Raw genomic sequence first — 19,968 nt, forward strand, 5'->3', positions numbered from 1 at the left:
GTCAGGGGATGGTTCTTCGGCCATGCCGCCAGCGCTCCCGGGTGCCTGTGCTGCGTTCGACAGGCTGGGTGCCACCGCGGCCGGCGGTCCGGTTGGTCAGCGCGGTCCGGTGCTGTGAACGGGGTCACGCGGCTGTTCGAGAAGACTGCCTGCCGCCGGGGGCGTCGCCAAACAGTGGCCCATTGAATGGGTTGCCGGGGTCTAGGCTGGACCTCATGGCGAACTCGACGTCCGGGGAATCGGTGATCACCAGGGTGGCCCGGCTCCTGGACTGCTTCGACGCCGGCCACCCCGAGCTCTCGGCCGCGCAACTCTCCGCACGGACGGGGCTCTCGCCCTCCACCGCACACCGCCTGGCCTCCGACATGGCCGAGGCGGGGCTGTTGTTCCGTACGGGGCGCGGCCGCTTCCGGATCGGCCTGGCGCTCTGGGAGGCGGGGCAGCGTGGATCCCGGTTCCAGGCGCTGTCCCAGCTGGCGCTGCCCTTCATGGAGGCCATCCACGTCACCCTGAAGCAGAATGTCAGCCTGTCCATCCTGGACGAGCCGGCGGGGGAGATCATCTACCTGGAGCGGCTCACCCACCGCGGGGCCCGGGAGGACCTCACCCAGGTGGCGCTCCGGCAGCCGGTCCTGGCGGCCTCGTCCGGACAGGTGATGCTCGCGTTCTCCCCGCCGGACGTGCGCGAGCGCATCCTGGCCATGCCCTGGGACGCCAGCACGCTGCAGTCGGGGATGACGGAGGGGCACCTGAGGCGGCGGCTGGCTCAGGCGAGGGCGGACGGATACGTGCACCTGCCGGGCGTGCTGGTGGGCTCCCTGGCCGGCCTGTCAGCGCCGGTGCTGGACGCGCACGGCGGAGTGGTGGGCGCCCTGACCATCGTCCAGACGCTGGCCGACGTCAACCTCCGGGTCCAGGTGCCGGTGCTGCTCTCCGCCGCCCGCGGCCTCTCCGGCATGGCCGGCAGCAGCCTGCCCCGGCTGTGACCCCCTTCACGGCATATTCCATTCAATGGGCGCTCGTGTGACGGGCCGGGTGTGAACGGGATTACATGGGACCATGCCTACCGCCACCGGCCGCCTCCTCGGCGTGGCCCAACTGTCCCTGCTCTCCGCCGCCCCGCCCCGGCTGGTCCAGCTGGCCTCGGACGCCGGCTTCGACTTCGTGGGCGTCCGGGTGCGTCCCGTCACGGATGCGGAGGTCCCCTTCGACGTCCAGCCCGGCTCACCGCTGCTGGCCGAGACCCTCTCCCGCATGGCGGACACCGGCGTGGTGGTCCGGGACATCGAGTTCCTGCTGCTGGACGGAACGGACCAGCGGGACGCCTGGCTGCGGATGTTCGAGGCGGGCCAGGCCCTCGGCGCTGAATCGCTGACGGTGGCCTGCGGTGACCCGGATCTCTCCCGCGCCCGGGACACGCTCGCCCAGATGGCCGAGGACGGCCGCCCCTACGGGATCAGCCCGGCCCTCGAGGCCATCAGCTATCAGAGCGTCCGGTCCATCCCGGTGGCAGACGAGCTCGCGGTCCACGCCGGCTGCGACCTCGTGGTGGACACCCTGCACGTGGGCCGGTTCGGGGCCACCGCCGCCGAGCTGTCCGCGGCGGCGGGCCGGGCGCCGATGGTCCAGCTCTGCGACGCCCCGGCCGAACGGCCCGCCACCCGGGAGGCCCTGGTCACGGAGTCGCGCTCGGCACGGCTGGCCCCGGGGGAGGGCGGGCTGGACCTGCTCGGGGTGGTGGCCGCCCTGGAGGCGGGGCTCGCCACGACCCCGCGCGCCGGAAGCCAGCTCCCCGTCTCCGTGGAGGCCCCCAACAGCGAGGCGGTGGCCCGGCTCGGGGACGCCGGCTGGATCGAGCACCTGCACTCCTCGGCCGTGCGCCTGCTGGAGCAGAATCCCACGCCGGCCGCCACAGGCACGGCCGGAACCGACGCAGAAGCGAGGACCCCATGACGAACGCCACCGCACAGCAGCCCCTCACGGAGGAGGAGGCCCTGGCCCTGGGCATCCCCGTGGTGGACACCGACGTCCTCGTGGCCGGCTCCGGCGCCGGTGGGCTGGCCGCGGCCGTGACGGCGGCCTATCACGGCCTGGCCGTGATGGTGGCGGAGAAGGCCCCGGTCTGCGGCGGCGCCACGAGCTGGTCCGGCGGCTGGGCCTGGACGCCGGGCACCGCCCTGGCCCGGGCCGAGGGCGTGGAGGAGGACCGCGAGCAGTTCCGCACCTATCTGCGGGCCGTGCTGGGCGAGCGCTACACCGAGGCCGCCGGTCAGAAGATCGACGCCTTCCTCGAGGCCGTCCCGCACATGGTCGACTTCTTCCACACCAAGACCTCCCTGCAGTTCGTCACCGGCGCGAAGATCAATGACATCTACGGCGATCTGCCCGGCGCCGGCACCGGCAACCGCTCGGTGGGCCCGGCCCCGGTGCACGCCCGGGAGTTCGGCCCGTCGCTGCTGAAGAAGATGCGCCGCCAGTACTACGCCACCTCCTTCTTCGGGATGGGGATCATGGCCGGCAAGGACCTCTCCACCTTCCTCAAGGCCTCCCAGTTCAAACCCGAGGGCTGGGTGCACTCTGTCAAGAGGGTGGTCCCCCACGTGCTGGACATGGTCACCCGGGGCCGTTCGATGCACCTGGTCAACGGCACCGCCCTGACGGGCCGGCTGATGAAGTCCGCCGATGACCTGGGCGTCCAGATCCACGTCAACACGCCGGTGCAGCGGCTGGTCCGCTCCGCCGGGGGGCGCGTCACCGGTGCCATCATCGGGGGGCCCGACGGCGGCCGGTACGTCCGCGCGCAGCGCGGCGTGGTGCTGGCGACCGGTGGATTCCCGAACGATGTGGGCCGGCGCCGTGAGCTGTTCCCCAAGACCCCCACGGGCAACGAGCACTGGACCCTGGCCCCGGAGGAGACCACCGGCGACGGGCTGGAGATGGCACTGGGCTCCGGTGGGGTCTTCGACACGGACATGGCCTCCCCGGCGGCCTGGTGCCCGGTCTCCCTCGTGCCCTATCCGGGGAACCGGCACGGGGTGTTCCCGCACATCATGGACCGAGCCAAGCCGGGCTCCATCGGGGTGCGCAAGGACGGCAGGCGCTTCGTCAACGAGGCCAACGGCTACTACGACTACGTCAGCGGACTGCTCGACGCCACGGCTGAGGGGGAGGCGGTGGAGTCCTGGCAGATCGCCGACTCCACCGCGATCCGCCGCTACTCGCTCGGCTTCGCCAAGCCGATCCCGATGCCGCTGACCCCCTACCTGAAGACCGGTTACCTCGTGCAGGCGGACACGATCGAGGAGCTGGCCCGGAGATGCGGGATCGACCCGGAGGGGCTGGCCCGGACCGTGCGGGAGTTCAACGAGCACGCCCGGCGCGGCGAGGACCCGGCGTTCGCCCGGGGCGCCACGGCCTTCAACCGCTCCGGCGGTGACCCCGAGGTCGGCCCGAACCCCTCCCTGGCACCACTGCAGAAGGGCCCCTTCTACGCGGTGCACGTGCGGCCGGGCTCCTTCGGGACCTTCGCCGGCATCGCCGCGGACACCCGGGCCCGGGTGGTGGACGGACAGGGCGCCCCCATCGAGGGGCTCTACACGGCCGGCAACGACCACGCCTCCATCATGCGCGGGTACTACCCGGCCGGCGGCATCAACCTGGGCCCCGCCCTGACCTTCGGCTACGTGGCCGGCCGCCACCTGGCCGGTGCTGATGGTCCCGACGGCGCCGAGACTCCTTCGCAGACCTCGGGGGAGACGCAGTGAGCACCACGGACGAGTCCTATCTCATCGGGCTGATCGGGGACGGCATCACCGCCTCCCTCACCCCGCCCATGCACGAGCGGGAGGCGCGCGAGCACGGACTGCTCCACCTCTACCGCCCCGTGGACACCGCGGCACTGGGCCTGGCCGGGGAGGCCGCGCAGCAGGCGGCGCCGCGGCTGCTGGCGGCCGGCCGGGAGCTCGGCTTCAACGCCTTCAACATCACCCACCCGTTCAAGCAGACCATCATGGCGCACCTTGACGAGGTGGACCGGGACGCCCGCAACCTCGGGGCCGTGAACACCGTGGTGTTCCGGGAGGGGCGCTCGGTGGGGTACAACACCGACTACTCCGGGTACATCACCGGCCTGCAGAGCGCGATCGCCGAACCGGACCTGGGCGAGGTGGTGCAGCTGGGGGCCGGCGGGGCGGGCTCCGCCATCGCGTACGCCCTGCTGCGTGCCGGGGCCCAGAGGCTGACGCTGATCGACCTGGACCTGGACCGCGCCACGGCCCGCGCGGCCGCGCTGCAGGAGCAGTTCCCGGACCAGGTCGTGCGGGCCCGCCCGCACGCGGACCTGCGGGACGCCCTGGCCGCCGCCACCGGCCTGGCCCACTGCACCCCGGTGGGCATGCACACCCATCCCGGGATGCCGGTCCAGGCCTCCTGGCTGCGGCCGCAGATGTGGGTCTCCGAGGTGGTCTACCTGCCGGTCGAGACCGAACTGGTGGTGGCGGCCCGCGCGGCCGGCTGCCAGGTGGTGGACGGTGGGCGGATGGCCGTGGGGCAGGCCCTGGACGCCTTCGGGCTGATGACCGGCCGCCAGGCCGACCCCGAACGGGTGCGCCGCCACTTCCTGGAACTCGTGGCCCGGAACCAGGGCTGAGATGCGACGTAGGGTTAGCTCATGAGCCAGATCTCCTCCCCGGGTGTCACCCGCATGCAGAAGACCTCGATCGCCACGGTGTGCCTGGCCGGCACGCTCGAGGAGAAGATGCGGGCCGCGGCGGAGGCCGGATTCCACGGTATCGAGGTGTTCGAGCCGGACCTGGTGGCCTCCCCGCTCTCCCCGGAACAGGTCCGGGACCTCGCCGAGGAACTGGGCCTGACCCTGGACCTCTACCAGCCGTTCCGGGACCTGGAGGGCGTGCCCGAGGAGCAGTTCCAGCAGAACCTGGGCCGCCTCGAGGCCAAGTTCCAGCTGATGCGGCGCCTCGGGGTGGACGTGATCCTGCTGTGCTCCAACGTGGGCACGGCCACGAGCTGGGAGGACCCGGTGGCGGTGGAACAGCTGCGCCGCGCCGCGGACCTGGCCGCCGGGTACGACATCCGCATCGCCTATGAGGCCCTGGCCTGGGGCCGCTTCGTCAACACCTACGAGCACGCCTGGTCCCTGGTCGAGCAGGCTGACCGGCCCAACCTCGGCCTCTGCCTGGACTCCTTCCACATCCTCTCCCGCCGCGGCGACGTCACCGGGTTCCGGGACATCCCGGGGGAGAAGATCTTCTTCGTGCAGATGGCCGACGCCCCCATCATGCTGATGGACGTGCTGTCCTGGTCCCGGCACCACCGCAACTTCCCCGGCGAGGGCGGCTTCGACCTGGTCACCTTCATGCGGGAGCTCTACGCCACGGGCTACACCGGCCCGGTGTCCCTGGAGGTCTTCTCGGACATCTACCGCCAGACCGAGTCCGTCCGCACCGCCCGCGAGGCCATGCGGTCCCTGCAGTGGCTGGACGACGCCCAGGCCGGCGACGTCCCCGCCCACCCCACCGGCTGGGACTTCGCCGAGGTCCGGGCCGCCGAACCGGCCGACCTCGCGGAGGTGCTGGTCCAGCTGGGCTTCGAGGACCGCGGCCGCCACCGCACCAAGGACGTCCACCTGTTCGCCACGGGCAACGCCCGGGTGGTCACCAACGACCGGGTCGAGGCACCCCTGGAGCATGCCGGGGGGTCGGTCATCGCCTCCGTGGGGCTGCAGGTCCCGGATCCCCGCAGCACCGCGGACCACGCTCGAGCCCTGCACTACCCGAAGGCGTGGCGCGCCAACCGCGCGGACGAGATGGTCCTGCGCGGCGTCCAGGCCCCGGACGGCACCGAGGTCTTCCTGGCGCCGACCTCCTCCGCCGCACCCCAGTGGGTCGAGGAATACGGGCGGAACGACGCCGGCCGGACAGCCGGCAGCGCAGCGTCCGGTGACGCCGGGGCTGGGTCCCGGCCGGCCGACGTCGTCCCCGGTGGGGTGGAGGGTGACGGGCTGATCCTCGGGATCGACCATGTGAACCTGGCCCAGCCGTGGCAGTGGTTCGAGGAGGGCGTGCTGTTCTACCGCTCGCTGTTCGGGCTCGCCGCCCAGGTCAGCAACGATGTCGCCTCCCCGCAGGGGCTCGTGCGCTCCGAGGTGATGCGGACCCCGGACGGCGCCGTGCGCATCCCGCTGAACCTGATCCCGCACGGGCTGGACCCGGGACGCTCCGCGGAGGCGCGGCCCCTGAGCGGCCACGTGGACCGTGACGAGCTGCGTCTGAAGGCCGCCTACCCGCAGCACGTGGCGTTCCTGGCCACGGACGCCGTCGAGGTGGCGCGGCGGGCCCGGGGCCGCGGCCTGCGGATGCTGCCGGTGCCCTCGAACTACTACGAGGACCTGGCCGCCCGCTTCGACCTGGACGGGGACTTCCTGGCCGAGCTGCAGCGCAACGACGTGATGTACGACCGGGACGAGGGCGGGGAGTTCCTGCACTTCTACACCCGGACCGTGGGCACGGTGTTCTTCGAGGTGGTGGAGCGCCGCGGCGGCTACGAGGGCTACGGCGCCGGCTCCGCCCCGGTCCGGCTGGCCGCCCAGTACGACCTCGACCGCCAATAGCCCCCACCCCGGATACAACTGGAGGTCGAAAGCGCCCCGTTTTACGTGGTTACTCACCAGTAAACGGGCCGCTTTCGACCTCCAGATTCGGGTTCGGGCGTCAGTGGACCGGGGCGTCCTCCGGGCTGCGTTCCCCCGCCAGGACGTCCGGCTCCTCGTCGGCGGGGACGGACTTCACGAAGAAGGACCCGGCGAAGGCCACCAGGGAGATCACGGCGCCCCAGACCATGGCGTTGTGGATGCCCGTCATCAGGGCCGCCCCGGGAACGGCGCCGCTGGCCGCGCCGGCGAGGGTCGCCGTCGTCATCACCGTGATGAACACCGCGGTGCCGGCCGCGCCCGCCACCTGCTGGAGCGTGGACAGGATGGCCGAGCCGTGCGAGTACAGCCGGCGGGGCAGGGAGCCCAGGGCCGCCGTCATGAGCGGGGAGAACATGAAGGACAGCCCGCCGTTGAGGAGCATGTGCCAGGCGATGACCGTGCTCTGGGCGCTGTCCCCGGTCAGGGTGGTCATGCCCCACAGGGCGGTGGCCACCACGGCGGTGCCCGGGATCACGAGGGGGCGGGCACCGACCCGGTCGAAGAGCCGGCCGACGATCAGGCCCATGACGCCCATCAGCAGGCCGCCGGGCAGCAACGTCAGGCCGGTGTGCATGGCGTCCAGGCCCAGCACGGACTGCAGGTAGATCGGCAGCACGATCAGGGTGCCGAACATGCCCATCATGCCGATGCACATCATGACCAGCGAGATCGTGAAGGTGGGGGTGCCGAAGGCCCGGACGTCCAGCAGGGCGTGGTCCCGCAGCCCGAGCTGGCGCCACGTGAACACCGCCAGGGACAGCACGCCCACGGTCAGGGGAATCCACGGCGCCACCAGGGCGTTGCCCTCCGCGGCGGAGCCGATGCTGCTCAGGCCGAAGACCAGACCGGCGAAGCCGAGGGCGGCCAGGATGACGGAGAGCACGTCCAGGGGGAGGTCTCGGGTCTCGGTGACGTTGCGGATCATGGTGGCGCCGAGGATCAGGGCGAGCGCGGCGATGGGCAGCATGATCCAGAACATCCAGCGCCAGTCCAGGGCGTCCAGGATGACGCCGCCGAGGGTGGGTCCGGTGGCCGGGGCCACCGCGATGACGATGGAGATCACGCCCATGGTGCGGCCGCGGCGGCTGGCGGGCACCAGGTTGAGCACCGTGGTGAACAGCAGCGGCATCATGATGGCGGTGCCGACGGCCTGGACCACGCGGCCGGCCACGAGCACCGGGAACGTGGGGGCCAGGGCGGCCAGCAGGGTGCCCAGCAGGAAGCTCGTCATCGCGATCAGGAACACGGTGCGCAGCGGCAGCCGGGTCAGCAGGTAGCCGCTGACCGGGATGACGGCGGCCATGGTCAGCATGAAGGCCGTGGTGATCCACTGCGCGGTGGAGGCGCTGATGGCGAACTCACCCATCAGTTCCGGCAGCGCCACGGACATCACGGTCTCGTTCAGGATCACCACGAAGGCGGCGACCACGAGCAGGGCGATCACCCGGGTGGCGCCGGCGGGAACGGTCGGTTCCGCAGCTTTCGGGGCCTGGGGGGCGTTTCCGCCGGGTCCGGCGGTGGGGCGTTCGGCAGCCGATGCAGACACGGCATTCCTCTCTGACACGACAGCGGGAGCCGGTGGGCTCCGGTAGTCCAACCTCGTACAGTGTGCCCGTATTCCCGGGTCAACCGCTCATCCGATCCTGCGCGACGCCCGAGGCGTTCGTCACGCCCCGTTTCCGCCCGGTGCTAGCCTCGGCCGCATGAGCGTACCCGGGGAGTGGATCGAGCACCGCCGCGAGGACGGCGAGCGGCTCGGCTGGATCGTGCCCGACGGCGGCCGGTTCCGTCCCGTGGACATCCTCGGCCGCCCGGTGGGCGGGCCGGTGGACTGGCTCGAGGCGGAGGAGGCGCTCGAGGAGCGGGGCCTCGCCTTCCTCGCCGAACGTCACCTGCTGCGCTCGCCCGAGGGCGGCGAGCGGCCCGTGCGGATCAGCCAGGCCAGCCCGGACGGCATCGTGGTCGTCGCCGATGAGTACGGCGCCGCCACTGCCGTGGGCGCCCGGGCCGAGGTCTTCCACCTGCCGTTCCCGGCGCCGGGGACCCTGCGCGAAATCGCGGTCGGAGGATCAGCGGGGGAGCCAGCGGGGGAGCCGGCGGGGGGATGAGTGGTCTCCGCCGGGCCGGGGGCCTGCGCCGCTGACCGGCCCGGCGGAATCTGTGGGGCGGCTCAGCCGTCCAGGGATGGCACCGTGGCGAAGGCCGTGGGCTGATCCTCGGCGGGGTCGTAGCCGGCCTCCAGCAGGACGTCCTCGTAGGCGCGGAGGATCCGATCCGTGGGGATCTCGGTGGCTTCAGCAAGGTTCACGCTGGTCATGGGGTTCACCGGGCCTTCCTGCCGTGCTGGACGAGCGGTGATTCAACAGTGGACTGTTCCCGGCGGGCCCACACCGTGAGAACTACCCCCTCGGCTACCCGTCTGTACGCAGCCAGGGATATCCGGGGTCCTATGGGTGGAATTACCCGCTTCACTGCCCGTAAGGTGTGGCCACCAACGGTGATGGGGGCGAAGGGAAGCGGTCCATGGTCGTGACCAAGGCAGGCAACGGTGCTGTGACCGGGTTGACCGCGCTGACCAGCTTCATCGGGCGCCGCGGCGAGCTGGCCGAAGCCAGGGCACGGATGGCCCAATCGCGCCTCGTGACCTTGACGGGCCCCGGCGGGATCGGCAAGACCCGGCTGGCCGCCGAACTCGCCCATCGGGCCCGCAAGTCGTTCCGGGACGGGGTCTACTTCGTCGAGCTGGCCAACCAGCCGGCCGGCGCCGCCGTCGCCCCCGCCGTGGCCCTGTTCCTCCAGGTGCCGGACCAATCGGCCCGGGCCGCGACCGACCGCGTCCTGGACTTCCTGCGGGACCGCGAGCTCCTGATGGTTTTGGACAACTGTGAACACGTCCTCGCTGACGCGGCGGAGCTGGTGCAGCTGATCCTCGCCGAGGCGCCGGGGGTGAACGTCCTGGCCACCGGCCGGGAGCCGCTCGGGCTGGCCGGCGAGTTCATCACCGAGGTCCCGCCGCTGGCCGTTCCGGATGAGGACGATGAGGGCGGGGGACTCGACGCGCTGAGCCTGGGACGGCTCGAATCGGCGACCCTGCTCGTCGAGCGGGCGCGGACCGTGGTCCCGGACTTCGCCGTCACCGAGGACAACCGCCAGGCCGTGACCCGGATCTGCACCCAGCTGGACGGCATGCCGCTGGCCATCGAACTGGCGGCCACCCGGCTGCGCTCGCTCAGCGTCCACCAGCTCGCCGAACGCCTGGACCAGCGATTCACCCTGCTCAATCGGGGCGGGCGGGGGTCGGTGCCGCGGCAGCAGACCCTGGAGTCCCTGATCGACTGGAGTTACCAGTTGTGTGCTGCGGAGGAGCAGCTGCTGTGGAAGCGACTCTCGGTGTTCCAGGGCGGCTTCGACCTCGAGGCGGCCGAGGATGTCTGCAGCGGGGACGGCCTGGAACCCGGAGCCGTGCTGGACGTCCTGGACCGGCTCGTGGCCAAGTCGGTGGTGCAGACCAAACGCTCGGCCACCCGGATGCGGTACCGGCAGTTGATGACCGTCCGCGAGTTCGCGGCGGAACGGCTGGCGGAGGAGCACTCGGCCGGCGGCAGCGCGACCGAGGCGGACCGACTGCGCCGGCGGCACCGGGACCACTACCTGGAGCGGGCCGTGGTGATGGTCGAGACCTGGGCCGGACCCGATCAGGCCGGCCGCCTCGGCCGCTCCCGCGATGACCACGCCAACCTGCTCTCCGCCCTGGACTGGTCCCTGGCCACCCCGGGGGAGGAGCCGGCGGCCCTGAAGCTCGGCGCCTTCCTGAAATACCACTGGATCGCCGGCGGGTTCCTGGCCGATGGCCGCGAATGGCTGGACCGCGTGCTGGCCCGGACCGGGGAACACGGGAAGACCACGACGCCGGAGCGCGGCTTCGCGCTCACGGTCCTCGCCTGGGTGGCGCTCATCCAGGGCGACACCGACGCGGCTGCGTCCGCCCTGGACGAGGCCCGGGCGCTCGCCGCCACCCTCGGTGACCCAGAGTTGGGCAACCACGTGCGGACCTGGACCGCCAACGTGCACATGTTCCGGGGCGAGCTGGACGAGGCGATCGGCCTCTACCGGCATGCCGTGGACGATTTCCGGGTGCGGGGGATGATCGGCGACCAGCTGACCGCGCAGTTCCAGCTGGGCATGGCCCAGGTGATGCGCGGAGATCCGGAGTCCTCGCTGGCCACCTGCCACGACGCCCTGGCCACCGCCGAGTCACAGGGGGAGCTCTGGTCCACCGGCTACGTCCAGTGGGTCTGCGGCCTGTGCCACTGGCACCAGGGCGATCTGGCCGAGGCCCGGGCGGCCGCGATGGCGGCCCTTCAGGTCCAACGGATCTTCCACGACACCATCACCATCGCCCTGGTGGCGGACCTGCTGTCCTGGATTGAACAGGCCGATGCCGGGGGCGTCCGTTCCGAACGGGCTGAGGTGCTGTCTGCCGCGGCCGGGTCCATGTGGCGCTCCCTGGGCACCGACATCTCCGCCTTCGGGCCGCAGCTGGAATCGGAGGCCGCCCGCGGCCGCCCGCCTCGGCGCGCCGGGAAGCCCTCCAACGCCCTGCGGGAGGCCTCCGGGGCCACCGCCGAGCAGGTGATCGCGATCGGGCTGGGTGAGCCGCCGCCGTCGTGCGGTGTTGCGCCGGACGGCACGGACGCGGTCCCCAACCCGCTCACGCCGAAGGAGAACGAGGTGGCCGGCTACGTGACCCAGGGGATGACCAACCGGATGATCGCCCAGAAGCTCGTGGTCTCGCCCCGGACGATCGACGGCCACGTGGAGCGCATCCTGTCCAAGCTCGATTTCACCTCACGGGCCCAGATCGCAGCGTGGGTCGAGGGCGGCCGGGGGTAGCCGCCGGCCCGTGGGGTGTGGTCGCGGGAGGTCGCCGGAGTATTGCGCAAGCGGCAAATGACGTAATGTCGAAGGAACTGTGCAGTCCACCCGAGAGAGGTCCGCATGTCAGCGCCAGTACCCGTCCGTTCGCGTCCGCCGCGTCAGCCCAAGCCGCCGGTGCTGATGGAGGTCGTGGCCACCGAACGGCTCAGCGCGCACCTGGTGCGCCTGACCCTGGGCGGTCCGGGTTTCGAGGTCTACCAGGACCGGGACGCCACGGACAAGTACATCAAGCTCATGTTCGCGGACCCGGCCCTGGGCCTGTCCATGCCCTATGACATGGAGCAGCTGCGCGAGACGCTGCCCCCGGAGAAGATGCCCGTGCGCCGCACCTACACGGTGCGGGCCGTGGACCAGGAGGCCGGCACCCTCACGGTCGACTTCGTGGTGCACGGCGAGCAGGGCCTCGCCGGTCCCTGGGCCGCCCAGGCGCAGGTCGGGGACCCCGTGACCTTCGGCGGGCCCGGCGGGATGTTCAACCCGGACCCCGAGGTCGACTGGCACCTGCTGGCCGGGGACGAGTCCGCCATACCCGCGATCGCCTCGGCCTTGGAGGCGATGCCTGGGTCCGCCTCAGGCATCGCGATCATCGAGGTCGCCGGGCCCGAGGATGAGATCCCGCTGAGCGCCCCGGAGGGCATCGAGGTGCGGTGGCTGCACCGCGGCGACATCTTCAGCCCGGAATCCACGAAGCTGGCCCACGCGGTCATCGAGACGCCCTGGCGTGAGGGTTCCGTCCAGGTCTTCGCGCACGGGGAGCGGGAGATGGTCAAGGACCTGCGCCGGTACCTCTCCGATGTCCGCGGTGTGGACCGCAAGAGCATGTCCCTGTCCGCGTACTGGGCCTACGGGCGCGCCGAGGAGGCGTTCCAGGCGGAGAAGAGCGAGCCCATCGGGCAGATCTTCCCCGAGGCCTGAGCCCGGCGGCCGGTCAGGCCACGGCGCCGTCCCGTTGGCGCGAGAGGACGTCGAGTTCCTGGAAGACGGCCTTGTTGTGCTGGAAGCCCAGCCCCGCCTCCTCGATGAACGCCTCCTCCTGCTCGGGCGTGAGCTCGAGGGAGTCCAGCTTCAGGCGGTAGCCGTCCTTGTAGACCTTGGGCTTCTCGATGCCGGCGAACCGGTACATGGACAGATGCTCCTCGGTCAGCCCATAGTGGCGCGAGACCATCCGGCCGATCGCCTGCCCGCCGGAGAGGTCCCCGAGATAGCGCAGGTAGTGGTGGGCGGCCAGCCGGGCGTGGTCGTGCTCCACTGCGGCGATCCGCAGCACGTAGGCGCGGGTGGCCGGCAGCTCGGCGGGTGCCTCGTCCAGGCCGGTGGCCGGCAGGAGGGTGGCCAGGTCCCGCCGGATGAAGGGCGCGCGCTCCAGGGCGGGATCGAACAGGTCCGCCACGGGTGCCGGTGAGGTGACCCGGGCCAGGGCCACCGAGTCCTCCAACTGGTGGTAGATGTGCTCATACTGCGAGAGCAGCAGGGCGTAGTCCGTGCCGGAGCGGCGCCCGCCCATCAGGTCGGAGATGAAGGTGGCGGTCTCCGCCTCCTGGTGGTCGGCGCGGGTCAGCTCGCGGACGCGCGCGGACAGGGTCGGCGCAGGGGTATCGGTCATGGAATGCCCTTTCGGATGGTGCTGGCGCGGGGGCGCGCCACGTGATGGACGTCATCTTCGCAGAAAAGTTGTGATTCTGTTAGGCAAGGCTTACCTTAACGATAGCCGATTGCATCACATTGCCATCAGGTAATGCACCTGGCCCCCATCTGACCAGCACCTTTGGGTGGTCCGCGCCACGTGTGCGGGCCGCCCCACGGAGAGGACTCCATGAAGACCCCCCTTTACCGGCGCGCACTGCGCTGGGTGGCCATGGCCACCGCAGTGCTCCTCGCCTCCATCGGGCTCACCGCACTGCCCGCCAGCGCCGCCCCCACCGTCTCCATCACCGAGGTGCCCGACGGCGGCGGTCAGGTCACCGTCTCAGGCGCCGGTTTCGCGGCCGATGGCCCCGGCATCTACCTGGGCATCGGCCCGCAGGGGCTGGCCGGCTTCTACCAGGGCAGCGCCAGCCTGCTGGAGGACCAGACCGTCTACATCAGCCCGACTGCCGAGGCGGGCGACTCGCCCCAGGGCCGGACCGAGCGGATGCAGGCGGACGGCACCTTCACCTTCACCACCACCCTCCTGGAGGAACCCGAGGACGGCCTGGCCGCCTACACCTCCAAGGCCCACGGCCAGGGCTTCGCCGATCCGTCCCAGAACACGACCACGCCCATCACCTACGCCGCACCGGCACCGGCCGAGCCGCCGGTGCTGAGCGCCACGGAGGTCCCCGCCGGCGGCGGCGAGATCACGGTGACGGGCGCCAACTTCTCCACCGAGGGCCCCGGGGTCTACCTCGGTGCCGCGCCGACCTCGGCGGGCGGCTTCTACGCCGCCTCCGGCTCGGGGGCCATCACCCAGGCCGACACCGTCTACGTCCCCGCCGCGCGGATCTCCGCCGGGGGCGCCTTCACCGCCACCGTCACCGCACCGGCGGGGGACGGCACCTCCTACTCCGTGTTCGCCTCCAAGGCACACGGCCAGGGGATGGCCGACACCTCGCAGGATGCGAGCGTGGAGCTCACCTTCGCCCCGACGCCCACCCCGACGCCGACCCCGACGGATGAGCCGTCCGCCCCGGCGCCGACGCCCACGCCGACGCCCACCCCGACCCCGACGGATGAGCCCTCCAGCTCGCCGTCCACCCCTGCCACCGGTGGCCCCCGGGTCAGCGTCACGGCGCCGTCCGATGGGAAGATCACCGTCCGGGGCACCGGCTTCTCCACCGCGGCTCCCGGCATCTATGTGGGTCTCGGCAAGGCCGGACAGTCCGGCTTCTACGCAGCCTCGTCCGCGGGTGTGCTCGTGGACGGCCAGACGGTGGCCGTCGCGACCCAGTACACGGACGGCGAGATCGACATGGGCCGGACCGCCCGGCTCAATGCCGACGGCTCCTTCTCCCTGACCCAGACGCTGCCCTCCGGCGCCGCGGCCTCGGACTACGCCGTGTACACCTCCAGGGCCCATGGTCAGGGCCGCACGGACACCTCCCAGGACGTCATCGTCCGGCTCTCCGACAGCGCTCCCTCCGAGGGCACCGGTTCGGACGGGGGCAACGCTCCGGCGCCGTCCAGCCCCGCCGCCCCGAACCCGACGTCCGGCAACGGTTCCGGCAACGACAACGGTTCCGGCACCGGCAATCAGAGCACCTCCGGCAACGGCAACCAGAACACCTCCGGCGAGGACACCAAGCCGGTCTACGAGACTGTCTGCGCCGCCAACGAGGTATCCGGGGCCAGCCTGAACTGGGGCATCAAGTCCTCGTTCCGCAACTACATCCGGGGCGGCATCGCCCAGGGCGGCTGGACCCTCGGCGGCGGGGCGTCCTACCAGGGCAGCGCCTTCGCCTTCGGCGGCGGCAACGGCACCTACGCCAAGGACTCCCGGACCGGCACCGTCGCCTTCGGCGGCTCGGTGCACTTCTCCGGCCACGACGGTGTGCTGGACCTGCACCTGTCCAACCTCCGATACCAGCAGTCCAGCCCCTCCTCCGCGGTGATCGTGGCGGACGTGACCTCGTCCTCCGTGGAGGGTGACGGCTTCAGCCGCAACAACGTCACCTTCGCCACCGTCAACCCCGCGGGGCTGACAGTCAGCGAGAACCGCGTCGCACTCAGCGGTGCCGGGGCCACCCTGACGGCGGCCGGCGCCGAGGCCTTCGCGGGCTTCTACGAGGCCGGCGCGGCCCTGGACCCGATCAGCCTGACCCTGCCGTTGGGCGAGGGGACGGACTGTCAGCAGGTGCTGGTCAAGGACGGCACCGGCAAGTACGCCACCGGTCAGCAGCCGGGCTCCGTCGAGCTGGCCTCGACGGGTGCCGAGACCACGGGTCTGCTGGCCGCCGGCGGGGGGCTGCTCGCCCTGGGCGCCCTGGCGCTGGTCATCGCCCGCCGCAAGACCGGCAGCCACGTGGCCTGATCCCTATCCACCTCGAGACGGCCGGGCCCCGGAGACCTCCGGGGCCCGGCCTAGGACTTCCACATGAGCCTCACGCGCACCCCCACGCCCGCACCTCCCCAGCCCACGCCTCCCGGGCCCACGTCTCCCGGCCCCGCCGCGAACCGGACCGCGACCGCGCGGCCGGCCGGCCGCCGTCGTCCCCTGACCGGGGTCCTGACCGCTGCGTTGCTGGCCGTCAGCGTGGCCCTGGCCGGGTGCGGTGCCGCCGGGGCCGAGCAGGCCGCCTCGAGCCCCGCGGCCGCCACCTCACCCGCCGCTACCTCACCGGCCTCGGCCGAGACTGAGGCAGGGACTCCCGCCGAGGCCCTGGACCTGCCCGACCCCGCCGAGATCGAGGGCCCCTCCACGGCGCAGACGGTCGCTGACATCGTGCCGATCGAGGCGCCCCAGGCCCCCGAGCTGCCCGTCACCGTCACGGACCACGAGGGCCGGGAGGTCACGATCGAGGACACGGGCCGGATCCTCGCCCTGGATCTCTACGGGACCCTCGCCGACATCGTGACCGGGCTCGGCCTGGGGGAGCAGCTGGTGGGACGGACCTCCTCGGACACCGCGGAGTCCATGGCGGACCTGCCGCTGGTCACCACCGGCGGGCACGACCTCAACGCCGAGGCCATCCTGTCCCTGCGCCCCACGGTGGTCCTCGCGGACAGCACGCTGGGTCCGCCCGAGGTCTACGAGCAGCTGCGCTCCGCCGGCGTCACCCTGGTGATGTTCAGCCCCGACCGCAGCATCGACACCAACGAGGACATGATGGCCCAGGTGGCCGGGGCGCTGGGCGTCCCGGCATCCGGCGAGGCGCTGACAGCGCGCTACGCCGAGGAGATGGACGCCGCCCAGGCCCGGATCGACGCCCTGGTCCCGGACGAGGAGGCGGCCCGGATCAGCGCCGCCATCCTCTACGTACGCGGCACCGCCGGGATCTTCTTCGTCATGGGCAGCGACTCCGGCGGGGACGTGGTGGAGAGCGTCGGCGCGCTCAACGCCGCCGAGGAGGCCGGGATCACCGGCACCCGGCCCGCCAACGCCGAGGCCCTGGCGGCCCTGAACCCGGAGGTCATCCTCGTGATGACCCACGGCCTGGAGTCCACCGGCGGCCTGGCCGGGCTGCTGGAACGGCCCGGCGTGGCCCAGACCACCGCCGGGCAGCGGCGGCGGATCGTGGACGCGCCGGACGGACAGCTGATGTCCTTCGGACCCCAGACGCCGCAGTCACTGGTCTCCCTCGCCGAGGCCGTGTACAACCCGGAGGGCCTGCAGTGACGCTGCTGGAGAGGCCCGGGACGACGACGGCCCCGGCCGTGGGTGAGCCGCGGCGCCCCCGGCGGCGGCAGGCTTCCCGAACGGGCCTGCGGACCGCGGTGACCAGTGCGGTGCTGGCGGTGCTGCTGGCCGCCGTGCTGGTGCTCTCCGCCGGCGCGGGGCAGTTCCCCACCACGCCGGACGAGGTCCTCGGATCCGTCTGGCGCGGGATCACCGGAGCGGCGGCCGCGGACCCGGACCAGGTGCTGGTGGACTCCACCCTGTGGAACATCCGCTTCCCCCGGCTGCTGCTCGGCGTGGTGGTGGGGGCCTCCCTCGGCGTGGCCGGGGCCCTGATGCAGGGGGTCTTCAGCAACCCGCTGGCCGAGCCCGGGATCATCGGCGTCAGCTCCGGTGCAGCCGTGGGCGCCTGCGTGGTCATCGTCTTCGGGCTGACCGCCGTGGGCGGCTGGGTGCTGCCGGTGGCCGCCTTCCTCGGCGGGCTGCTCGTCACCTGGCTGGTCTACCTGCTGGCCCGCTCCGGCAACCAGGCCATGGTCCTGACGCTTGTGCTGACCGGGATCGCCGTGAACGCGGTGGCCGGGGCCATCATGTCCTTCCTCGTGTTCCTCGGGGACACCGCCAGCCGCGAGCAGATCGTGTTCTGGCAGATGGGCTCGCTCAACGGCGCCACCTGGACCGCCGTGGCCACCGCCGGGGTGGTGTTCCTGCTGGGCGTCGTGGTGGCCGTGGGCCTGCGCGGTCAACTGGACCTGCTGGCCCTCGGCGAGCGGCCCGCCCAGCACGCCGGCGTGAACGTGGGCCGGCTGCGCGTGGTGTCCATCGTCGCGGTGGCCGTGCTGACCTCGGCCGCCGTGGCCTACGCCGGGCTCATCAGCTTCGTGGGCCTCGTGGTGCCGCATGCCCTGCGCCTGGTGATCGGGCCGTCCCACCGGGGGCTGATCCCGCTCTCCGCGCTCGGCGGGGCGGTGCTGCTGTCCCTGGCGGACGTGGCCGCGCGCACCATCATCCCCTTCGCGGACATGCCGATCGGGATCTTCACCGCCGTGGTCGGCGGACCGGTGTTCTTCATCCTGCTGCGGCAGTCGCTCAAGAAGCAGGGGGCCCTGTGATGCTGCGCGCCCAAGGAGTCCACGTGGAGATCAACGCCCGCCCGATCCTGCACGGTGTGGACGTGGAGCTGCGGCCCGGAGAGGTGACCGTGGTGATCGGCCCGAACGGGGCCGGCAAGTCCACGCTCTTCTCCGTGCTCTCCGGGGACATCACCCCCAGCCGGGGATCCGTGACGCTGAACGGCACGCCGGTGGCCGAGTGGAAGCCCCAGGCGGCCGCCCGCGAGCGGGCCGTCATGGTGCAGGACTCCACGGTGTCCTTCCCGTTCTCCGTGCGCGAGGTGGTGCAGATGGGACGCAACGCCTGGCGCCGCACCGAGCAGGCGGACCGGGACGAGGAGGCGGTGGACGGTGCCGTCGCCGCGGTGGAGATCGAACACCTCCAGGACCGGACCGTCACCGTGGTCTCCGGCGGTGAGCGCCAGCGCACCGCCCTGGCCCGGGTGCTGGCCCAGGAGGGCAGGGCCGTGCTGCTGGACGAGCCGGTCTCCGCCATGGACATCGCCCACCAGGAGCGGACCCTCGCGTTGTGCCGCGAGCTGGCGGCGGCGGGCCACGCGGTGGCCGTGGTGCTCCATGACCTGGACTCCGCGGCCGTGTACGGGGACCGGGTGGTCCTGCTGGACCACGGGAAGGTGGTGGCGGACGGCACCCCGGAGCAGGTGTGCACCGCCGAACTGCTGAGCGGCGTCTACGGGACGCCGATCGAGGTGTTCGACCTCCACGGGGTGCGGCGGGTGATGCCCGCGCGCCGACCGGCCGCACCCCGGGACGAGGGCTCCGAGGGGCCCGTGATGCCTATCGGCGCCTCCGCGCGGACCGTACGCTGAAGGGGAGAGACACCGCCGGTCCATGGCGGTGCCACCGGAAGGATCCATGGGCAGCAAACACCACGCCAGCACACCCGCCACGGACGAGGCCTACGAGCGTTACCGCGCGGCCCGCGAGCAGTATTCCGTGGCCAAGTATGAGTACAAGGCCGCGAAGTACGCACTGAAGGCCGCCCGGATGCGTGACCAGCACGGGTCCGGTCAGCGCGCCCTCGGCGCCCTGGGGCCGGTGGAGTCCCGCGACTCCATGGACCGCTCGATGGAACGCGGCAAGCGCCGGCAGGTGGTGCTGGAGGTGGTGGCCACCGAGCGGATCGGGGAGCACTTCCAGCGGATCACCCTCGGCGGCCCGGGCTTCGCCGACTTCCGGGACAACCGTTTCACGGACAAGTACGTGAAGATCCTCTTCGTGGACCCGGCACTGGGCCTGGAACCGCCCTATGACGTGCAGGCCCTGCGCAAGGAGCTGCCGAAGCACCAGCGCCCCGTCCGCCGGACCTACACGGTGCACTCGGTGGACGGCGCGGCCCAGACCCTCGTGATCGACGTGGTGCTGCACGGGGACGCCGGCGTGGCCGGGCCCTGGGCCGCGCGCGCGGTGGTGGGCGAGAAGGTGGCCTTCGCCGGACCCGGTGGCAAGTACGCCCCGGACACCACGGCGGAGGCGCACCTGATGGTCGGGGACGAGTCGGCGCTGCCGGCGATCTCCGCCGCCCTGGCCGAGCTGGCGGAGAAGGCCCCGGCCGCCGTCGGGAAGGCTGTCATCGAGGTGGGCGGCCCGCAGGACGAGTGGGAGCTGACCGCACCGGCGGGCGTGGACGTGACCTGGCTGCACCGCGGCGGGGACTACGCGCCGGCCCGCTCGGGGCTGGCCGCAGCCGTGGAGTCGATCGGACGCGAGGAGTGGCCGGCCGGGCGCGTGCATGCCTTCGTCCACGGGGAGAAGGCCATGGTCAAGCGGTTGCGCCGGCATCTGACCGAGGACCGCGGCGTGGACCGGAAGATGCTGTCCCTGTCCTCCTACTGGACGTATGGCACGGCTGACGCCTGAGCGACGACTGAGTCCGG

The 19,968-nt window shown here is 72.1% G+C and carries 16 protein-coding genes; 13 read left to right on the plus strand and 3 right to left on the minus strand.

Features of this window, described 5'->3' with window-relative positions; all coding sequences use genetic code 11:
• Positions 1–215 precede the first annotated feature (215 nt).
• From AB0K08_RS01290 to AB0K08_RS01310, 5 genes are all read left to right on the plus strand, one after another.
• Positions 216–986: an IclR family transcriptional regulator gene (locus AB0K08_RS01290; protein WP_363350865.1), complete on the plus strand. Its 771-nt coding sequence runs from the start codon at positions 216–218 to the stop codon at positions 984–986.
• 73 nt (positions 987–1,059) lie between these two features.
• Complete coding sequence (locus tag AB0K08_RS01295) at positions 1,060–1,953, plus strand: TIM barrel protein (protein ID WP_363350867.1); 894 nt, start codon at positions 1,060–1,062, stop codon at positions 1,951–1,953.
• Positions 1,950–3,764, plus strand: a complete 1,815-nt coding sequence (locus AB0K08_RS01300; RefSeq protein WP_363350869.1) for an FAD-dependent oxidoreductase — start codon at positions 1,950–1,952, stop codon at positions 3,762–3,764. The genes AB0K08_RS01295 and AB0K08_RS01300 overlap by 4 nt, the downstream gene beginning before the upstream one ends.
• A complete protein-coding gene (locus AB0K08_RS01305) occupies positions 3,761–4,648 on the plus strand; it encodes a shikimate dehydrogenase (protein WP_363350871.1) in 888 nt (295 codons plus the stop codon). Before AB0K08_RS01300 ends, AB0K08_RS01305 begins: the two co-directional genes overlap by 4 nt.
• Before the next feature lie 21 nt (positions 4,649–4,669).
• Positions 4,670–6,628 (plus strand): TIM barrel protein, encoded by a 1,959-nt coding sequence (locus AB0K08_RS01310; protein ID WP_363350873.1) that lies wholly within the window; start codon positions 4,670–4,672, stop codon positions 6,626–6,628.
• A 100-nt stretch (positions 6,629–6,728) separates the two neighbouring features.
• On the opposite strand, the gene AB0K08_RS01315 is transcribed toward AB0K08_RS01310, so the two are convergent.
• Positions 6,729–8,153, minus strand: a complete 1,425-nt coding sequence (locus AB0K08_RS01315; protein WP_363351828.1) for a DHA2 family efflux MFS transporter permease subunit — start codon at positions 8,151–8,153, stop codon at positions 6,729–6,731.
• A 259-nt stretch (positions 8,154–8,412) separates the two neighbouring features.
• On the opposite strand from AB0K08_RS01315, the gene AB0K08_RS01320 reads away from it, so the two are divergent.
• Positions 8,413–8,817: a hypothetical protein gene (locus AB0K08_RS01320; RefSeq protein WP_363350878.1), complete on the plus strand. Its 405-nt coding sequence runs from the start codon at positions 8,413–8,415 to the stop codon at positions 8,815–8,817.
• A gap of 62 nt (positions 8,818–8,879) precedes the next feature.
• On the opposite strand, the gene AB0K08_RS01325 is transcribed toward AB0K08_RS01320, so the two are convergent.
• On the minus strand, positions 8,880–9,026 hold the full coding sequence (locus AB0K08_RS01325) for a hypothetical protein (RefSeq protein ID WP_363350880.1): 147 nt from the start codon (positions 9,024–9,026) through the stop codon (positions 8,880–8,882).
• A 206-nt stretch (positions 9,027–9,232) separates the two neighbouring features.
• Between AB0K08_RS01325 and AB0K08_RS01330 the strand changes: the two genes are divergently transcribed.
• Both AB0K08_RS01330 and AB0K08_RS01335 read left to right on the plus strand, forming a co-directional pair.
• Entirely contained in the window at positions 9,233–11,602 is a 2,370-nt protein-coding gene (locus AB0K08_RS01330) for a LuxR C-terminal-related transcriptional regulator (protein ID WP_363350882.1), read from the plus strand.
• Between the two features lie 105 nt (positions 11,603–11,707).
• Positions 11,708–12,562 carry a siderophore-interacting protein gene (locus AB0K08_RS01335; protein ID WP_363350884.1) on the plus strand — a complete coding sequence of 285 codons (855 nt, stop codon included), beginning with the start codon at positions 11,708–11,710 and terminating at the stop codon, positions 12,560–12,562.
• A 13-nt stretch (positions 12,563–12,575) separates the two neighbouring features.
• On the opposite strand, the gene AB0K08_RS01340 is transcribed toward AB0K08_RS01335, so the two are convergent.
• Positions 12,576–13,250, minus strand: coding sequence for a biliverdin-producing heme oxygenase (locus AB0K08_RS01340; protein ID WP_363350886.1), 675 nt, complete (start codon positions 13,248–13,250; stop codon positions 12,576–12,578).
• A gap of 210 nt (positions 13,251–13,460) precedes the next feature.
• On the opposite strand from AB0K08_RS01340, the gene AB0K08_RS01345 reads away from it, so the two are divergent.
• The 5 genes from AB0K08_RS01345 to AB0K08_RS01365 all read left to right on the plus strand — a co-directional run bounded on the left by AB0K08_RS01345 (position 13,461) and on the right by AB0K08_RS01365 (position 19,951).
• Positions 13,461–15,653 (plus strand): HtaA domain-containing protein, encoded by a 2,193-nt coding sequence (locus AB0K08_RS01345; RefSeq protein WP_363350888.1) that lies wholly within the window; start codon positions 13,461–13,463, stop codon positions 15,651–15,653.
• A 63-nt stretch (positions 15,654–15,716) separates the two neighbouring features.
• A complete protein-coding gene (locus AB0K08_RS01350; protein ID WP_363350890.1) occupies positions 15,717–16,958 on the plus strand; it encodes an ABC transporter substrate-binding protein in 1,242 nt (413 codons plus the stop codon).
• 98 nt (positions 16,959–17,056) lie between these two features.
• Positions 17,057–18,070: an iron ABC transporter permease gene (locus AB0K08_RS01355; protein WP_363350892.1), complete on the plus strand. Its 1,014-nt coding sequence runs from the start codon at positions 17,057–17,059 to the stop codon at positions 18,068–18,070.
• A 23-nt stretch (positions 18,071–18,093) separates the two neighbouring features.
• The gene (locus AB0K08_RS01360; RefSeq protein ID WP_363350894.1) at positions 18,094–18,900 is read left to right on the plus strand and encodes a heme ABC transporter ATP-binding protein; all 807 of its coding nucleotides are present in this window, start codon (positions 18,094–18,096) and stop codon (positions 18,898–18,900) included.
• A gap of 46 nt (positions 18,901–18,946) precedes the next feature.
• Positions 18,947–19,951: a siderophore-interacting protein gene (locus AB0K08_RS01365; protein ID WP_363350896.1), complete on the plus strand. Its 1,005-nt coding sequence runs from the start codon at positions 18,947–18,949 to the stop codon at positions 19,949–19,951.
• Positions 19,952–19,968 lie beyond the last annotated feature (17 nt).

The organism is Citricoccus sp. NPDC055426 (assembly GCF_040677445.1).
GTDB lineage: Bacteria > Actinomycetota > Actinomycetes > Actinomycetales > Micrococcaceae > Citricoccus.

Bases quoted from the DNA above. Each gene is read 5' to 3' on its own strand.
- AB0K08_RS01290 (WP_363350865.1), top strand. From the start codon at position 216: ATGGCGAACTCGACGTCCGGGGAATCGGTGATCACCAGGGTGGCCCGG.
- AB0K08_RS01295 (WP_363350867.1), top strand. From the start codon at position 1,060: ATGCCTACCGCCACCGGCCGCCTCCTCGGCGTGGCCCAACTGTCCCTG.
- AB0K08_RS01300 (WP_363350869.1), top strand. From the start codon at position 1,950: ATGACGAACGCCACCGCACAGCAGCCCCTCACGGAGGAGGAGGCCCTG.
- AB0K08_RS01310 (WP_363350873.1), top strand. From the start codon at position 4,670: ATGAGCCAGATCTCCTCCCCGGGTGTCACCCGCATGCAGAAGACCTCG.
- AB0K08_RS01320 (WP_363350878.1), top strand. From the start codon at position 8,413: ATGAGCGTACCCGGGGAGTGGATCGAGCACCGCCGCGAGGACGGCGAG.
- AB0K08_RS01325 (WP_363350880.1), bottom strand. From the start codon at position 9,026: ATGACCAGCGTGAACCTTGCTGAAGCCACCGAGATCCCCACGGATCGG.
- AB0K08_RS01330 (WP_363350882.1), top strand. From the start codon at position 9,233: ATGGTCGTGACCAAGGCAGGCAACGGTGCTGTGACCGGGTTGACCGCG.
- AB0K08_RS01335 (WP_363350884.1), top strand. From the start codon at position 11,708: ATGTCAGCGCCAGTACCCGTCCGTTCGCGTCCGCCGCGTCAGCCCAAG.
- AB0K08_RS01340 (WP_363350886.1), bottom strand. From the start codon at position 13,250: ATGACCGATACCCCTGCGCCGACCCTGTCCGCGCGCGTCCGCGAGCTG.
- AB0K08_RS01345 (WP_363350888.1), top strand. From the start codon at position 13,461: ATGAAGACCCCCCTTTACCGGCGCGCACTGCGCTGGGTGGCCATGGCC.
- AB0K08_RS01350 (WP_363350890.1), top strand. From the start codon at position 15,717: ATGAGCCTCACGCGCACCCCCACGCCCGCACCTCCCCAGCCCACGCCT.
- AB0K08_RS01365 (WP_363350896.1), top strand. From the start codon at position 18,947: ATGGGCAGCAAACACCACGCCAGCACACCCGCCACGGACGAGGCCTAC.